The organism is Roseibium sp. R5 (assembly GCF_055755305.1).
Map to the genome: position 1 here is coordinate 3,927,412 of NZ_CM146910.1, position 16,526 is coordinate 3,943,937.

Genomic DNA, 16,526 nt, shown 5'->3' on the forward strand with positions numbered 1-16,526 from the left:
TACTTCTGACCGTCTTTAGTTTGAGCCACGATTTTCCCCCCGCCTCTTTCAACGTGCGATGCTATTTCATCAAGTTGGGAAGCTTCTGTATTTATAGCGTCGTCACTTTCCAGTTTTGTTCGCACGCGAGCAACATTTGCAGTGTCCCGCAGTTCAGTGAGCTCTGAGCTACTCCCCATCCGTTGGACAGGATCTGGCGTAATTTAAGCTACTCTCTGCACCTGCTGATCCATTGCCCGACAGGTGATGTTCACATCACCGAGAGGGAGTTGGTTTTGTTCAATGCGCTGCCAGTAGATCACGGCAGGCGGTTTGCCGCCAAGGGCGGTGTGCGGACGCTTCTGGTTGTAAAAATTCATCCATTTTCGGACACTGTCCCGGGCCTGTGAGCCGGTTTCCCAAGCGTGCAGATAAACACACTCGTATTTGAGCGTGCGCCACAGCCGCTCGACGAAGATATTGTCGAGGAACCGTCCTTTGCCGTCCATCGAGATGCGCACGCCGATCCTCCGCAGCCGGTCTGTCCATGCAAACGAGGTGAACTGCGATCCCTGGTCCGTATTCATGATTTCCGGTGCACCGAATTTGTGGACCGCCTCGTTCAACGCCTCGACGCAGAAATCGGCCTCCAGCGTATTGGAGATCCGCCAGGCCAGCACCTTGCGGGTGAACCAGTCCATGATTGCCACGAGATACAAGAACCCACGGCGCATCGGCAAATACGTGATGTCAGACGCCCAAACCTGGTTCGGCCGCTCCACCCGCAATCCCTTCAACAGATATGGCCAGATCTTGTGTCCCTTGGCCGGCCTGCTTGTATTGGGCTTCTGGTAGATCGGCATCAGACCCATAAGCCGCATCAGCCGCCGGATCCGCTTTTCGTTCACCGGATGGCCTTCGTTCTTCAAGTGCCAGGTCATCTGACGGACGCCGAAAAACGGCGTCTCAAGGAACTGCTCGTCGATCTCGCGCATCAGCGCGAGGTTCATCTCGCTCTCGCCCTTCGGCGTGTAATAGAAAGACGAGCGCGAGATCGACAGCAGAGAACACTGCTTGCCGACCGACAGTTCGGGATGTCCCAGCTCGATCATGCCGCGCCTCACTTCACGCCCCAAGGCTTGAGCTTTCTGGACAAAAAATCGTTGGCGACGGCCAGCTCCCCGATCTTGGCGTGCAGCTCCTTCACCTGGTCCTCGTCAATCTCCGGCTTTCGTTTGCCGCCACGTTCAAACACGTCCGAGGCGCCTTCCAGCAGGGCACGCTTCCATTGATGGATCATGGTCGGATGAACCCCGAAGCGGCTCGCCAGTTCCGATACCGTCTCTTCGCCCTTCAACGCTGCCAGGGCGACTTTCGCCTTGAACTCCGGCGAGTGCTGCTTGCGTTTCGACATCTCTGATCTCCTTGTTCTCGAAGACCAGCAGACAACAAATCGTAGCTTACGTCAGTGTCCTAATTTCGGGAGGTAGCTCACTCCTTCGAAAAATCGTCGGGGCTTCCAAACATATTTGGAACGGCCACATCATATGAAATGTATTTGATTTGCCCCTGATGATCAGCGGCGAAGCGTGAAAACGACCGCGCCTGAATAATAGGAAATGCATCAACAGTGAATGGTTCTTCAGGCCCTTTATCTGAGAGATATCGAGCAAGTGATGCCAGAATAGGTACAGGCTGGCCAACATCTGCTGGACGGTTTTCGAACGCAACTTTCTGCCCGTCATCATGATGACGGGGGTCGATGAGTATAAGTGATGCTTGCCAAGAATCGTGTTTAGTTGGCGCCAACCCTTCCCACGGAGCGGTCCGCTCCTTTACTTCTTTGTCGCGGGCGATCCAACCGGTTATCAAAAAGTCCGGCAATCCTGTTTTGCCACTGTCTTCTGGCACGAAAAAGAAATCATTGCTTCGATGATCAAAAGTGAATTGCTTGGAAAAAACGTCCCGAAGCCACTATTCCCTACTAAATTCTGTACCATCTACCTTTCTGCGTTCAAATGCATCCTTTTGCCGCCCCGCCTTTAGCGATAGACGGAATAAAACAACTTCATAAAGACCTCCAACACGCCTCGAGCGCATTGGAGCAGAACAACACTAAAAAGTGTAGCAGATATTTGCGGTTGAGCTGGTAATGCCGTCATAACCAATTGTAGCACCTTACACCAAATTTGAGAATCATGTTTTGTTCACACATGTCTCAAGGGATTACATTCCCTAACAGCTACAGCAGAACAGTAAGAGAACGTTTACCCTTGCAGAACACAATGAGAACAGGTAGAATGTTCTCGATTTGTACTGAGCGATTCTCAGGCGAAACCAAACTCAGGGCGAGGAACCGCAGTATGCTGACGCGCAAGCAGTACGAACTGCTCATGTTCATTCACGAGAGACTGAAGGAAACGGGGGTTCCGCCGTCTTTCGATGAAATGAAAGATGCCCTGGATCTCCGCTCAAAATCCGGCATTCACCGACTGATAACCGCCCTGGAAGAACGCGGCTTCATACGCCGGCTTCCCAACAGAGCCCGCGCCATGGAAGTGGTCCGCTTGCCGGATTCAATCGCGCCGGGCCTGGGTGCGCCGCGTCCAAGGGGGAGCTTCTCGCCAGAGGTGATTGAAGGATCGCTCGGCAAACCGGCGCCAGCCCCTGCCCCCGCGCCAGAACCTGATGCAGCATCGACGGAAATACCGGTCATGGGCCGGATTGCGGCCGGTGTTCCGATCGAGGCAATCCAGACCCACAGCCACTCCATCAGCGTCCCGCCAGAACTCCTTGGCAAGGGTGAGCATTACGCTCTGGAAGTGCGCGGGGACTCAATGATTGAGGCCGGCATTTTGGACGGCGACACCGTCTTGATCCGCCGAACAGAAAGCGCGGACAGCGGCGACATCGTCGTGGCCCTTGTGGACGATGAGGAAGCGACACTCAAACGGCTGCGTAAAAAAGGCGCGTCGATCGCGCTTGAGGCCGCCAACCCCGCCTACGAGACGCGTATTTTCGGACCGGGCCGTGTCCGTGTGCAAGGGAAACTTGTTTCCCTGTTCCGCCGATACTGAAGCTTCGAGACTGGCAGGCATTTTCAAGAGTTGCCTGCTACTGCGGGTTTGTAGGTACTACCATCAGCTCTAGTCAGCAGATGCGCGCAAGCTTGAGCGTGTGACTGTGCCTTGCTTGTGCCACGGCCGCGGAGGCGTTGGCTTGGCGTATTTGACTGATTTTATTTGCGTTTGGCAAACAGCTGCGCTGGGAGCTCTGGTCCGTGCGGGTGTGGTTTGCGGCTGCGTTATCGGCGGCAACACCTCACTCTTTCTTTGAACTGCAGATTCTATTCTCACCCCGTTTTCGATCATCTGGTCTTTTGTTGAGGTGCCTGTTCGACACGCCTGGTCCAGCCAGATGGAAATGGCACCGCGCGCCTTTCTGATATCCTGGTCGAAAACGGCTACGTTGCAGGTTTCTGGCGCGATCATATCGGTCACGATCATATCTGCCTTTTGACAATCATAAAAAAGGGCATTCCGGGTCTTCGGTAGGGCGATGGTGATTGGAATCCGCTCCTCACCAACTTCTGCCCTTGCTGCGAACGCCTGGACAACACAGCCTAAAGGGTCACAAGCGCGCTGATCGTCTTTCATCTTGTGCGATTTAATCGTCTCGACCGAAACTCCCTCCCCTTCGAACCAAGTCTCAGTGGCAAAAGAACTTCTGGCGTTGGATAACGCTAAGGTCCCGTCGATATCCCGGGCAGCCAATTGAGACCCTGCTGCCGGAATATAGACATCCGGCGGGCGCGATATTACCGCGAGCGCAATTCCGGCAGGTGCGAGACCCAAACCGATCATCCGGAAACGGCCCGGGGCGAGCAGCAGGCCAAAGAAACCGGCCAATAAAACAGCGGCAGACAGTCCGGTCAGACTTCCCATTCGGCCGAAGTCAGGCGCGATCTGTTCTGTGAACTCCGCTATCTGGATCAGCACCGCCAGACCAGCGCTCATGACCTTGAGCGGGATTGCCGCCAAACCGAACGGCATCAGGACCAGTGCCACCACGCCCATTGGCATCACGATGATCGAAAAGACCGGCATGCCCAGCATGTTGCCGACCAGTCCGAAGGGCGCGATCCGGGAAAAGTGGTATGCACCGACAATGCCGGTTGCGATCCCGGCGACGAGGGCCGTCACGAACAAACCGGTGGCCCATTTTAGTGCGCCGGACAATAACCAAGAGAGCCCGTTTGCTGATGAGACAAGCAACCTTCTTCTCTTTTGATGCGACCGCCAAAGATCATAAACGGCGACCAGTGCGATCACGGCCGCAAACGACATCTGAAAACCTGGATAAAACAGGCGCTCCGGCGCGAGTAGAAGCAAGAACAGGCCGGCGATTGCGACCGATCGCAGCGTCAAACCCCGGCGTCCGGTCATGATCCCCAAAAAAACCAACGCAATCATAATGAAGGATCTTTGCGTGGCGACTGAAGCCCCGGACAGGAGAAGATAAAAAACTGCCGCGACAAGGGCGAGAACGGCTGAAACCTTGTGGATCGGCCAGCGCAACGCAAGGCCTGGGATAAGTGCTAGGGCGCCAAGACACACAGCATAAGCACCGCCTGCAAAGAGCGCCATATGCAGGCCAGAAATTGCCAGAATATGTGCCAGGCCGGCAGCCCGAAGGCTCTCTTCGGTCTTCTCATCAATACTGCTGCGATCGCCCACCAAGAGTGCAACCGCAAGAGCCGTTTCCGGGCCTTCCGGCAAAAGCGTAGATATCCGCGCTGCCAAGTGCTGGCGCAAAGCACTTACTTTGCGAACCAGCTGCAGAACGTGAGATTTCGGAGGTCCCGCGACGATCTCTGGCGCGCCGTAACTGAAGCCGCTTGCGCCTATACCGTCAAAATAGGCGCGGAAGGAAAAGTCATATCCGCCGGGCACCACAGGACCCATAGGCGGAAACAACCGGGCCCGGACTTTGATCCAGTCGCCGGGCGCAATGCCCGTATCTGCCGGTATGCGCAGCCGGACCCGGTTTGCAAACCGCCCCTCAGTATTTTCTCTGGCATCAACTTCTCTGACGCGGACCACAAGCCGCTTGCCGGACCGGGTTTCCTGCACCTTCAGGACGTCACCGCGCAACAGAACAGTCATCGGCTCCGCCAGCCGGGGTGCGTCCACTGCAGCTGTTCGGAGTGTTGCAATGCTGAGCCCTGCAAAAAGGGCGAGCAAAAGGGTCAAAATTCGCGGCAGCCCCGTTCGGATAGCGTGGGAGCCAGCAAAACCAGCTGATAAAACGAATAGCACACCAAGAACGAGCCAACTCGGCTCCTCAGGCAACAAGCTGTAGAGGAAAATCCCGGCGCTGAAGGAAAAGCCCGTCCACAAAAGACCCTGCTTTTGCCAAAACTGCTCCCAATCGTCCGCCGTTCCCGTCCAACCGGTGCGCTGATCAATTGACCGGTCTTTGTATTCTCTCCGGGCTCTCAGAAACGCGATCCAGGGCGACGCCTCGGCGGGCAGGTGCCTGCTATCCGTGTTTGACGATATAAATGAAGGGTCACTGACCGGAGCGCCGGGGACAGCCCAGTTGTCATCATCAGCGTCTGGTTTCGCCTCCCGTGCCACCCGCGCTCCTTCTGCCGGGTTTAACGATCGCAGCAAAGCCTATTTTGCCATAGGCTTGCCTATGCTAAGACCGCGCCACTATCCGTCAGGCGCAGACCCGCGCCTCATTCTGACAGAGACTTTCAAAAAGCACCATGGCACAAGATATCGTCACGCGTTTCGCCCCATCCCCGACCGGGTTTCTCCATATTGGCGGCGCCCGCACCGCTCTCTTCAACTGGCTCTTCGCCAAGCATCACGGCGGCAAGATGCTGCTGCGCATCGAAGACACAGACCGGGCCCGCTCCACACAGGAAGCGGTCGATGCGCTGATGGATGGCCTTTCGTGGCTTGGTCTTGACTGGGACGGCGAACCGATCTCCCAGTTCTCCCGGGTCGACCGCCACAAGGAAGTTGTTGACCAGATGCTGGAAAACGGCACGGCTTATCGGTGTTACTCAACCCCGGAAGAGGTCGAGGCCATGCGCGAAAAGGCCCGCGCCGAAGGACGCCCGCCGCGCTATGACGGCACCTGGCGCGATAAGGATGCGTCCGAAGCCCCCGAAGGCATTGATCCGGTGATCCGGCTGAAGGCTCCGCAAGACGGCGAAACGGTCGTGGACGACATGGTTCAAGGCCGTGTGGTGATCCCGAACAAGGATCTTGATGACTTTGTTCTCCTGCGATCTGACGGCACGCCGACTTACATGCTGGCCGTGGTTGTCGACGATCACGACATGGGCATCACGCATATCATCCGCGGTGTCGACCATCTGACCAACGCCGCCCGTCAGACGCTGATTTTCAATGCCAACGGCTGGGACGTGCCGAAAATGGCGCATATCCCGCTGATCCACGGGCCGGACGGTGCCAAACTTTCCAAACGCCACGGCGCGACCGGAGCCGAGGCCTACCGGGCCCTCGGTTATCTGCCGCAAGCCATGCGCAATTACCTCGCGCGCCTCGGCTGGAGCCATGGTGATGAAGAGATCATGTCACTTGAGGACATGATCAAATGGTTCGGCATGGATGCCGTTGGTCAGTCGGCAGCGCGCTTCGATTTCAAGAAGCTGGAAAATCTCAATGGCCATTACATGCGTGCAACCGACGATGCTGAACTGCTGGAGCATTGGAAGGTCTACCTTGCCCATGCGGACGATGGGGCAGCTGTCTTGGAATGGGTGTCGGACGCGGCCAATGCCCAAACGGCTCTGACCGCCCTTCCCGGCCTGAAGGAACGCGCAAAGACACTTGTCGAATTGACTGACAGCGCCTCCTACCTGTGGCGCCAGCGTCCGCTCGAGAATGACGAGAAGGCGATCAAGATCCTCACAAACGACGCCCGGGCGATTCTGGGCGATCTGAACGGCGTGCTTTCTGGCGTTGCTGACTGGCAAGCGGAACCGCTGGAGACGGCTGTCAAAGCCTATGCGGAAGACAAGGATCTGAAACTCGGCAAAGTCGCCCAGCCACTGCGCGCTGCTCTCACCGGCCGGGGCACCTCCCCTGGTATTTATGACGTGCTGGTTGCGCTCGGCCGCGACGAATCCCTCGCCCGGATTGCCGATCAGGCTGCCTGACGCAAGGGCGAGCAAAGGACAGGCGCGTTTTGCTGCAGCGCGCCGGTTTATTGTCAAACATCAACATGTCGGCCTTTGACCAAAGCGTTATACGCTGCTGCTTGCGGCAGTGCGGCAAATGGGCTAGGCAAGACGCGACCATTCCTCCAGCACAGTCTGGCCGCCTCATTTGGGTCTTGCATCCAAGGCCCGTGGCTCGGCAGTGCAAGGGTAACAAATAGGGGGTTTTCTGAATGGCCGACAACAACGCCAAGCTCAACGTCGGTGGCAACGACCACGATTTCGACGTCCTTGACGGATCCATCGGACCGTCGGTTGTGAACATCTCGTCCCTTTACAAGGACACGGGCATGTTCACCTACGACCCGGGCTTTACCTCAACCGCATCGTGCGAATCCAAAATCACCTACATCGATGGTGACGAAGGCACGCTGCTGTATCGCGGGTATCCGATCGAACAGCTCGCCGACCATGGTGACTTCCTGGAATCCTGCTATCTGCTGCTTTACGGCGAACTGCCGACCAAGGCGCAGAAAGACGATTTCGTCACCCGTGTGACCTATCATACGATGATCCACGAACAGATGAACCGGTTCTATTCCGGTTTCCGCCGCGACGCCCACCCGATGGCGATCCTCTGCGGCACCGTTGGCGCCCTGTCAGCGTTCTATCATGACAGCACCGACATCTCCGATCCGCATCAGCGGATGGTCGCGTCGCTGCGCATGATCGCAAAACTGCCGACGATGGCTGCAATGGCCTACAAGTACCACGTCGGTCAGCCGTTCGTTTATCCGCGCAACGACCTCGGCTATGCAGCGAATTTCCTGCACATGTGCTTTGCCGTTCCGTGTGAAGAGTACAAGGTGAACCCGGTTCTGGCGCGCGCCATGGACCGTATCTTCATCCTGCACGCTGACCACGAGCAGAACGCGTCCACATCGACCGTGCGTCTTGCCGGATCCTCCGGTGCGAACCCGTTCGCATGTATTGCAGCCGGTATTGCCTGTCTCTGGGGCCCGGCACACGGCGGTGCCAACGAAGCAGCGCTGAACATGCTGTCCGAAATCGGTTCTGTTGACCGCATTCCGGAATTTGTTGCCCGCGCGAAAGACAAGAACGATCCGTTCCGTCTCATGGGCTTCGGTCACCGGGTCTACAAGAACTACGATCCACGCGCCAAGATCATGCAGAAAACCTGCCACGAGGTGCTCGGCGAACTCGGCATCAAGGACGATCCGCTCCTCGACATTGCGATGGAACTGGAAAAGATCGCCCTCAACGATCCGTATTTCGTCGAGAAGAAGCTCTATCCGAACATCGACTTCTACTCCGGCATCACGCTCCGTGCGCTCGGTTTCCCGACAACCATGTTCACCGTGCTGTTCGCGCTTGCGCGGACCGTCGGCTGGATCGCCCAGTGGAAGGAAATGGTGGAAGATCCGTCTCAGCGCATCGGCCGCCCGCGTCAGCTCTACACAGGTGCTACCAAGCGCGACTACGTGCCGATTGATCAGCGCCGCTGATTAGTTCAGGTACCAACCAGACCAAAGCCCCGGATCGCTGATCCGGGGTTTTTTTGTTTCTGAAGGGAAAATGGCGCCTCCCAGAAAACATCAGGCTCTCGCATCACCGGTCTCATCTACCTAAAAGCACTTACGCAGTCGCCACAGCTTGTGCGTGCAAGACCCGCATGTTGTAATTTTCTGGGATGGAGGAGCATCAATGCATGACCAACGTCACAAGTCGAAAAGACTGCAATCGCCGCACGAAGACGTGCTGGTCAATGATCTGATCCCGCGCGTCGCCCAAGAGCTGCACAAACGCTTTGCGGCCAGGCTTTCCGAAAAACCGGAGCCCTTGAGTAACTCCAAATCGCGATTTGAAGATGTACCGCGTATCCGGAGTGATCGGGCACGCCGCCGCCTTCCGGTCCATACCCAGTTTACAAGCCCTTGCGACACCTGCGAACGGTATCAGCGTGCTCCGCTGCCGTTCAACTTGCATCACGGGGCCGCCGCGCCGCCGACAGGCATTCGCTAGGCCTCCAACCGGCCAGCTCGAGACCCGGCGGCAACACTCTTTCGATGTCAGGGTGCCAGCAATGGGCTGACAAACCCTTCAGGTTTGACGGCAAGCACCGGACATTGAAGGCTATTGACGATGTTCTCAGCCGTGTTGCCAATGAAAACGCCGCTGAGCCCGGTCCGCGCGACAGTTCCCATAACCACGAGATCCGCGTTTTGAATGTTGCTCTGAATTTCTATTACGCGTTCCACTGCGCCGCGGGCAAGAAGTGGCTGTAATACCACGTTCGAACTCGCCAATCGCTCACGCATTGTTTCGAGCAACCGGTGCATTGCTTCTTCGCGGATTTTCAACGTCTCCCGCACATAGTCGTTGGCTGCCTTGCGCGCATCCCCGGTGTCCGAAAAAGCCCAGACCATGCCCTCGCCTACCGCGTCCCAGGCATGAAGTATGATGATTTCTGACCCTGGCGCATACGCAACAAGCGCCGCAGCTTCGACAACGCGCTGGTTCAGCATGTCCAAAGTGTCCGGTTCCGCCGCATCCCAGTTGTCCAAATCCACCGCCGCAATGATACGGCGCGGCGACGGCTCAGCGGTTCCGGACTGCAGCCAGACCGGACAGGGACATTTTCGCAAAAGATGCTGGTCGTTGCTTGCATGCAGGAAACCACTGACGCCGGTCAACGGCTCAGCTGCTTTCACCACAAAATCGCAGCCCGTTTCAGCAACATGCCTGATGATGTTCAGATAAGCTTTCCCGACAACAACTTGAGGTTCGATCGCTTGATCCGGCAGAACCCTTCTCAGGTTCTCTGTCGCAGACCTTTGGGCGCGGATCACCATCTCTTCAATGATCGCGTCTTTATCGCGTCCGGCCAACCGGGCGATAATTGCGATGTCCTGCGGTGGATCCACGCAAGCGATCACCTCTAAACTGGCCTCATACGCCTTTGCCAACCCGGCTGCACTCTTGAGTGCTATTTGCGTATCGGTGTCATCGATTACGGCGAGTACTTTTTTTGGACGCCCGAGCTCCCCAATCATGCCGGCAGCTCCTTTTGACCTTCCGGATCTTGCAGACCGGGCAAAGAGGGAGCCGCACGCCCGGCTATCATGTTTGCGGCCGCATAAGCTGCGTCACGGTACGGCATCATGACGATATCAGCGTTTATCCTTGAGAGAGCCTCCGCAGTGACCTCGCGGTGTGCGGCAACCGCAACACGTCCCTCAAACCCAAGATCACGGGCAGCTTTCAGCAAAGCAAAGCGCGGGTCATCATGTGTCACACCGGTGTCGTGTTCCGGAACAGCCATAACGAGCCATTCCGCATTACCAAGTGGAAGATGAGCAAGAAACTCCGGATCCGTGGCATCCCCAAACAACACGTCATAGCCAAGCGCCCGGGCATTCCTGACAGCACCTGGACTGAAATCCACCCCCAGAATCCGTTTGCCATCCTCTTTCAAAGCGCTGGCAATCCCGAGGCCATACCGGCCGAGGCCGAACAGGATCACGTCATAGGACTTTGCAGATACGCTGCTGCCTTCGGGTTCGGCGGCCGTGTTGCGCCGTTCGAAGACCCCAAGAAAAGGTTCGAGCGCGGCATAGAGCTGATGCGAGAAGGTGATCATGTAGGTCGATGCTGCGATCGTGACCAACCCGACAAGTGTCACCAGACCAAGCGCGCGTTCATCCACGTGGCCTATCGTCAACCCCATCGCCATGAAGATCAGGGAAAACTCGCTGATTTGGGCCACGGTCAAGCCGGCAAGAAAACCTGTCCGTTTGCGGTACCCCATGGCCCCCATGATCGCCAGAACGATTAGGGGATTGCCAATCAGAACGAACAAGGAGAGCACGATGGCAGGCCCCACACTCGCGCCCAGGACCGACAGGTCCAGCGATGCACCGAGCGCGATGAAAAAGAACAGCAACAAGAAGTCACGAAGGCTGGCAAGACGCGCTGAAATTGCCTCGCGAAAGGGGGTCGATGCCAGTGACACACCGGCCAGCAAACCGCCCAGCTCCTTGCCAAATCCGAGGTAATGGCCAACGGCTGCGAGCAATGCTGCCCAGCCAATGGCAAACGACACCAGCAGTTCCGGCGCCGTGGACAATTTTTCAACGAGCGGATTGGCGACAAAGCGGATGAAGAACGCAACGAACGCCAGCGTCGCCAATCCATAGCCGAAGACCCGCAAAACATCGGCAAAGGCGCTGTCGCTGCCGCTCGCACTGCCGACACCAATCGCGGAAAGCGTGATCATGGCAACAACGACAACGACATCCTGAACGATCAGGAAACCAAGGGCGATCCGGCCGTGCAGCGCGTCGATCTCACGCTTGTCCGACAAAAGCTTCACAATGATGATCGTGGACGAAAAGGTCAGCGCGATGGCGACATAGATCGCGGTGGTTGGTGTCATGCCAAGCGCAAGCGCGATCAGGAAGCCGAAGACGGTCGTGAACAGCACCTGCCCCAGTCCGGTCACCAATGCGACAGGACCGAGAGTTCGGACAAGATTGTAGTCCAGTTTCAGTCCGACGAGAAACAAGAGGACCGCAATTCCAAGCTCCGCCAGCAGATCGATCTGGGCGTCTGACTGCGCTATTCCCAGAACCGAAGGACCGGCGAGGATGCCAACAGCGATAAAGCTGACAATCAGGGGCTGCCGCAACAACAGCCCCACAAAACCGACACTTGCCGCAAGAACGAGCAGAGCTGCGATTTCGTAAAAGATATAGCCCTCAATCGCAGCTGCCATGATTGAAATCCTCTCTGGTTGCCGCCGGTTACAACGTCATCACAATGCGGCCGTCGATTTTGCCCTGCTCCATCCGGCCAAAGATGTCGTTGATGTTGTCGAGCGACTCTATGGCGTAATGCGAAGCAACTTTTCCCTCCGCTGCAAATGCCAAGCTCTCAGCGAGATCCGCCCGTGTTCCAACGATCGAGCCCCGGATGGTTTTCCGGTTGAGAACAACGTCAAAGATGTTAAGCGGGAAATCACCGGGCGGCAGACCGACAAGGCTCATGGTCCCGCCGGGAGCCAGCATGCCAACCGCTTGAGAAAAAGCTGAATTCGAGACGGCCGTTACCAAAACGCCGTCTGCGCCGCCCAATCGGGTCAGCTCAGCCACTGGGTCTTGCGTCTTGGCATTGATCGTGACTTCGGCGCCCAAATCGGACGCAAGCCTCAGCTTGTCATCAGCAACGTCCACGGCAATGACATGCAGCCCCATTGCCTTGGCATACTGCACCGCGAGGTGCCCCAATCCACCGACACCGGATATGACGACACTTTTTCCCGGGCGGAGGTCACATTCCTTCAGGCCTTTATAGACCGTGACGCCCGCACACAGGATCGGCGCGGCCGGCGCGAAGTCGACCCCGTCCGGAATATGCCCGACATAGACCGGATCAGCCTCGACATATTCGGCGAACCCGCCATTGACTGTGTATCCGGTGTATTGCGGATCGGTCCGGCAAAGGGTTTCCCATCCGGTTATGCATGAGTTGCAGTGGCCGCAAGCATGATGAAGCCAGGGCACCCCAACACGGTCACCCTCCTTCACAGACGTCACACCGCGTCCGACCTCGGCAACGTAGCCCACACCCTCATGGCCCGGAATGAAGGGCGGTTCAGGCTTGACGGGCCAATCGCCTTTGGCGGCATGGAGATCGGTATGGCACACACCGCTGGCTTCGATCTTGACCACGATGTGGCCTTCTCGAGCGCCTGGTTTTTCGACCTCTCTGATTTCCAGTGCCTTGCCAAATCCCGTGACCACTGCAGCTTTCATTTTGGGCATTGCTTGTCCTCGTGATTTTGAGTGGAAGTTTTTGCGTGCCTTCGGTGCACAAGCTCTCAAATGCGTGTGCCTTCGGTTCGCGCGTTTTGTTCGTTCGTATGACTGTTTGCGCCAATTAATCAGCGGGCAATTTTCGGCGTTCGCCGATTAAACAGACTGTGCAGCAGTAACTAAAAGCATGGGCCGACTGGCTTATTTCCAACTGGGAGCTCTGGTCGCGTGTTCGTTGACAAAGGCCTCCAGGTCTTTGACCGCCACGCGAAACTCCCGGCCGAGCTTTACGGCCCGCAGCTCCTCTTGATGGATCCAGGTCCTTACCGTTGGTTCCCGCACCTTCAGGAGTTCAGCGATTTCATGCGTTGTCAGAAAAGGTTTGCTCAGCATCTTCGGCTCCGATGTGTGCTCACCGTATCTGCAGGCAGTTCAACAGCCATTGATCCTCGTCAAACACTCTCAACTATTTTCAAAACCGCTCAAACGACATCGGTAAGGCTCACATGCCAAGAGAAAAGATCAATTGGCAGGCCAGTAGATGGCATGCTGCCCGGCTCAAACATTAAATTCTTTTAATTGGTAACGTGATTGCCGACCTCCCATCTCCAGGTTGTCTTTGGATGAACCTGCCATTTCCTGGAGGAGAGAAGTATGTTGAGACCTGCCGCTTTTGCCATTGCTGCCGCGCTCGCAGCGACCGCCGTGTCCGCCACCGCGGCGACAAAGCCTTCTGCTGAACTGACGGAGAAGGAGGTCACTGCCCTGAAAACCGCCTGGGGCGAAGGCATCGTCAACATCGGCAAGGTGAATTCGGACGGTGGAGACTATAAAGCGGCGGCAACAAACCATATCGAGCAGTTTTATGCTTACGGCGACCGCCCTGTCCTTTTCAAGCCGACGCTCGCCAGTGAAGATCAGTTCCGGGGAGACTTTGACGCGGCCCTCTCCTATTTTGTGGGCGGCGATATCTCCGAGGACAATGGCTTTGCGATCGCGCCTTATACCAATGTCCGCTGGGAACCGGAGGGCACGGTGATCAACGGCGAAACCGCCATGACCATGGGCAACTACTACTTCATGACCACTGATGGCACTGAAGTGAAGGTTGAATACACCTTCGGTGTTGAGCGGATGGAAGATGGCGATCTGAAGATCGTGCTGCACCACTCATCTGTTCCTTTTTCGCCGAGCTGAGAGCTGCAAAAGACCCTGTAACACTCTGGGAGGCGTTGGCAGTGCGCCAAAGCCTCCCAACGTGTTTTCCAACCCATGCCTCACAGTGTCCGGCTTGATCAAGATTCGCTCAAACGGGGCCGCGATACCGGAACAAACCCGTACAAATTTCATATCTTTTGGAATGAATGACGGCGGGAAGCGTCATCCATTTGAAATCTAAATTTGCATAGATCCGATGGGTACGGGCGTTTCAATCAAAGCGATGAAACGGTCGTTCGGATCATCGCTTTGACAGCTAATTAGTTGCAGCTATAGTCAATGCGACCCTGGCGGGTGCCAACCAAAAATTCTTAGCCAAGACCGAGAACGGTCGCTAGCCTGGAGGAGCCTTCAATGGCCAACATCGACACCAAAGATTTGTCGTTCGATGAATTTGACGAGGTCGTAAATCCCCGTCCCGAAGAAAATGATTTTGACCGGATCGTTGAATCGGCTCTTAGCCGACGCGGCTTTCTGGGCGGCGTTTTGGCATTTGGCAGCTTTACCGCCCTTGGCACGAGCCTTGTACCGACTGGTGCAAAAGCTGCGGACGGCCGCTTTGCCTTCACCCAGATCCCGACCTCGACCGCGGATGCAGTGATTGTCCCGGAAGGCTACAAGTCGGAAATCTTGGTGCAGTGGGGCGATCCATTGTGGTCCGATGTTCCCGAGTTTGATGATGCGACCCGCGGCACGGCGGATAGCCAGGCCCGCGCGTTCGGCGACAATACGGACGGCATGGACGTGTTCTCTCATGACGGCAAAACGCTCCTCGTCGTCAACAACGAGTACACCAACCGCGACATCATCGCTCTAAGCGCTGAAGACAAGCGCATCATGGCGGAAGACGACATTGCCAAGGGCATGATGGCCCACGGCATCTCCGTTGTTGAAATCGCCAATGACGGTGGTACCTGGAAAATCGTCAAGGACAGCCCGTACAACCGCCGCATCACGCCGCAAAGCGAGATGGAGCTGACCGGACCGGCCGCAGGCCATGACTTGATGAAGACCGAAGCCGATCCGACCGGCACCAAGTCTCTCGGCACCTGGAACAACTGCGGCAACGGCGTCACCCCATGGGGCACGTACCTGACCTGCGAAGAAAACTTCAACGGCTATTTTTCCGCTCCGGAAAATCCGGACCACGAAGTGACTCCGGAACTTGCTCGGTATGGCGTGTCTGCAACGGACTGGGGTTACAACTGGGCTGTAATCGAAGATCGTTACGATGTCTCCAAGCATCCGAACGAGCCGAACCGCGCCGGTTATGTTGTCGAGATCGATCCGACCGACCCGACCTCTACACCTAAAAAACGCACTGCACTTGGCCGTTTCAAACACGAAAACGCCGAAGCCGTGGTCAACAATGATGGCCGCATTGTCGTTTACATGGGCGATGATGAACGCGGCGAGTTTGTCTACCGCTACGTTTCCAACGGTGTTTACGCACCGGGTGCTTCGACTGACGAACTCCTGAACGACGGCATTCTTTATGTTGCGAAGTTCAGCGACAATGGCACCGGCGCATGGGTCGCCTTGACCCCGGAAACAACCGGCATGGATCAGGCTGAAATCCATATCCATACCCGCCAGGCAGGCTCCAAAGTCGGCGCGACCACCATGGATCGTCCGGAATGGATCTCCGCCAATCCGAAGGCTCCGGAAATCTACTGCTGCCTGACCAACAACAAGAACCGTGGTGTCAAGCCGAATGCCGGTGGCGATGACACATCCGTCAACGGTCCGAACCCGCGCGAGAAGAACAACTACGGGCAGATCGTGCGCTGGCGCCCGGATGGCGGCGACCATACAGCTCCGGGTTTCACCTGGGATCTTTATGTTCTTGCGGGCAACCCATCCGTCCATTCAGATGCCTATGCCGGCTCCGCGAACATCAACGAAGAAAACATGTTCAACTCGCCGGACGGATTGGCCTTCGACTCCAACGGACTGGTCTGGATCCAGACGGATGGCAACTACAAGAACGAAGGCGACTTCGCCGGTCAGGGCAACAACCAGATGCTTGCCGGCGACCCGGTTACCGGTGAAATCCGCCGCTTCATGGTTGGTCCGAACGAGTGTGAAATCACCGGTCTGACCTGGAGCCCGGATCGCCGGACAATGTTTGTCGGCATCCAGCACCCGGGCGAGCGCGGCAACAGCCACTGGCCGGCTGGTGGCACGTCTGTTCCACGGTCCGCAATCATCGCAGTGACCCGTGAAGATGGCGGCCTCGTCGGCTAACGCTGTTTCCCTGGAGCAAAACAAAAGGGCGCCAAGCGGCGCCCTTTTTC

Annotated in this window: 13 protein-coding genes; 6 read left to right on the forward strand and 7 right to left on the reverse strand. The window is 56.8% G+C overall.

Annotated elements, in window-relative coordinates; translation table 11 throughout:
• Positions 1-203 precede the first annotated feature (203 nt).
• Both AC0J4F_RS18355 and AC0J4F_RS18360 read right to left on the reverse strand, forming a co-directional pair.
• Positions 204-1,393 (reverse strand): IS3 family transposase gene (locus AC0J4F_RS18355; RefSeq protein ID WP_473023626.1). Its coding sequence is split into 2 segments (ribosomal slippage): positions 204-1,102 and positions 1,102-1,393, totalling 1,191 coding nucleotides; the frame shifts between segments, so codons are not numbered across the junction.
• Positions 1,394-1,470: 77 nt separating this feature from the next.
• Positions 1,471-1,890, reverse strand: a complete 420-nt coding sequence (locus AC0J4F_RS18360; RefSeq protein ID WP_473024281.1) for a hypothetical protein — start codon at positions 1,888-1,890, stop codon at positions 1,471-1,473.
• Between the two features lie 452 nt (positions 1,891-2,342).
• Here AC0J4F_RS18360 and lexA point away from each other — a divergent pair, with 452 nt between their 5' ends.
• Positions 2,343-3,056, forward strand: a complete 714-nt coding sequence (gene lexA / locus AC0J4F_RS18365; protein WP_133950005.1) for a transcriptional repressor LexA — start codon at positions 2,343-2,345, stop codon at positions 3,054-3,056.
• A gap of 69 nt (positions 3,057-3,125) precedes the next feature.
• On the opposite strand, the gene AC0J4F_RS18370 is transcribed toward lexA, so the two are convergent.
• Positions 3,126-5,618 carry a ComEC/Rec2 family competence protein gene (locus AC0J4F_RS18370; protein ID WP_473024282.1) on the reverse strand — a complete coding sequence of 831 codons (2,493 nt, stop codon included), beginning with the start codon at positions 5,616-5,618 and terminating at the stop codon, positions 3,126-3,128.
• A gap of 134 nt (positions 5,619-5,752) precedes the next feature.
• On the opposite strand from AC0J4F_RS18370, the gene gltX reads away from it, so the two are divergent.
• The 3 genes from gltX to AC0J4F_RS18385 all read left to right on the forward strand — a co-directional run bounded on the left by gltX (position 5,753) and on the right by AC0J4F_RS18385 (position 9,220).
• On the forward strand, positions 5,753-7,177 hold the full coding sequence (gene gltX, locus AC0J4F_RS18375) for a glutamate--tRNA ligase (protein ID WP_133950009.1): 1,425 nt from the start codon (positions 5,753-5,755) through the stop codon (positions 7,175-7,177).
• 233 nt (positions 7,178-7,410) lie between these two features.
• Positions 7,411-8,703 (forward strand): citrate synthase, encoded by a 1,293-nt coding sequence (gltA, locus tag AC0J4F_RS18380; protein ID WP_133950011.1) that lies wholly within the window; start codon positions 7,411-7,413, stop codon positions 8,701-8,703.
• 199 nt (positions 8,704-8,902) lie between these two features.
• The gene (locus tag AC0J4F_RS18385) at positions 8,903-9,220 is read left to right on the forward strand and encodes a hypothetical protein (RefSeq protein WP_473024283.1); all 318 of its coding nucleotides are present in this window, start codon (positions 8,903-8,905) and stop codon (positions 9,218-9,220) included.
• 47 nt (positions 9,221-9,267) lie between these two features.
• Here the strand turns inward: AC0J4F_RS18385 and AC0J4F_RS18390 are convergent, their stop codons facing one another.
• From AC0J4F_RS18390 to AC0J4F_RS18405, 4 genes are all read right to left on the reverse strand, one after another.
• Complete coding sequence (locus tag AC0J4F_RS18390; protein ID WP_473024284.1) at positions 9,268-10,251, reverse strand: universal stress protein; 984 nt, start codon at positions 10,249-10,251, stop codon at positions 9,268-9,270.
• Positions 10,248-11,972 carry a cation:proton antiporter gene (locus tag AC0J4F_RS18395; protein ID WP_473024285.1) on the reverse strand — a complete coding sequence of 575 codons (1,725 nt, stop codon included), beginning with the start codon at positions 11,970-11,972 and terminating at the stop codon, positions 10,248-10,250. Before AC0J4F_RS18395 ends, AC0J4F_RS18390 begins: the two co-directional genes overlap by 4 nt.
• A 28-nt stretch (positions 11,973-12,000) precedes the next feature.
• Entirely contained in the window at positions 12,001-13,020 is a 1,020-nt protein-coding gene (adhP, locus tag AC0J4F_RS18400) for an alcohol dehydrogenase AdhP (RefSeq protein WP_473024286.1), read from the reverse strand.
• A gap of 192 nt (positions 13,021-13,212) precedes the next feature.
• Positions 13,213-13,404, reverse strand: a complete 192-nt coding sequence (locus AC0J4F_RS18405) for a helix-turn-helix domain-containing protein (protein ID WP_008189317.1) — start codon at positions 13,402-13,404, stop codon at positions 13,213-13,215.
• A 261-nt stretch (positions 13,405-13,665) separates the two neighbouring features.
• Between AC0J4F_RS18405 and AC0J4F_RS18410 the strand changes: the two genes are divergently transcribed.
• Complete coding sequence (locus tag AC0J4F_RS18410) at positions 13,666-14,208, forward strand: phosphoribosyl-AMP cyclohydrolase (protein WP_473024287.1); 543 nt, start codon at positions 13,666-13,668, stop codon at positions 14,206-14,208.
• A 375-nt stretch (positions 14,209-14,583) separates the two neighbouring features.
• Entirely contained in the window at positions 14,584-16,476 is a 1,893-nt protein-coding gene (locus tag AC0J4F_RS18415; RefSeq protein ID WP_473024288.1) for a PhoX family protein, read from the forward strand.
• Positions 16,477-16,526 lie beyond the last annotated feature (50 nt).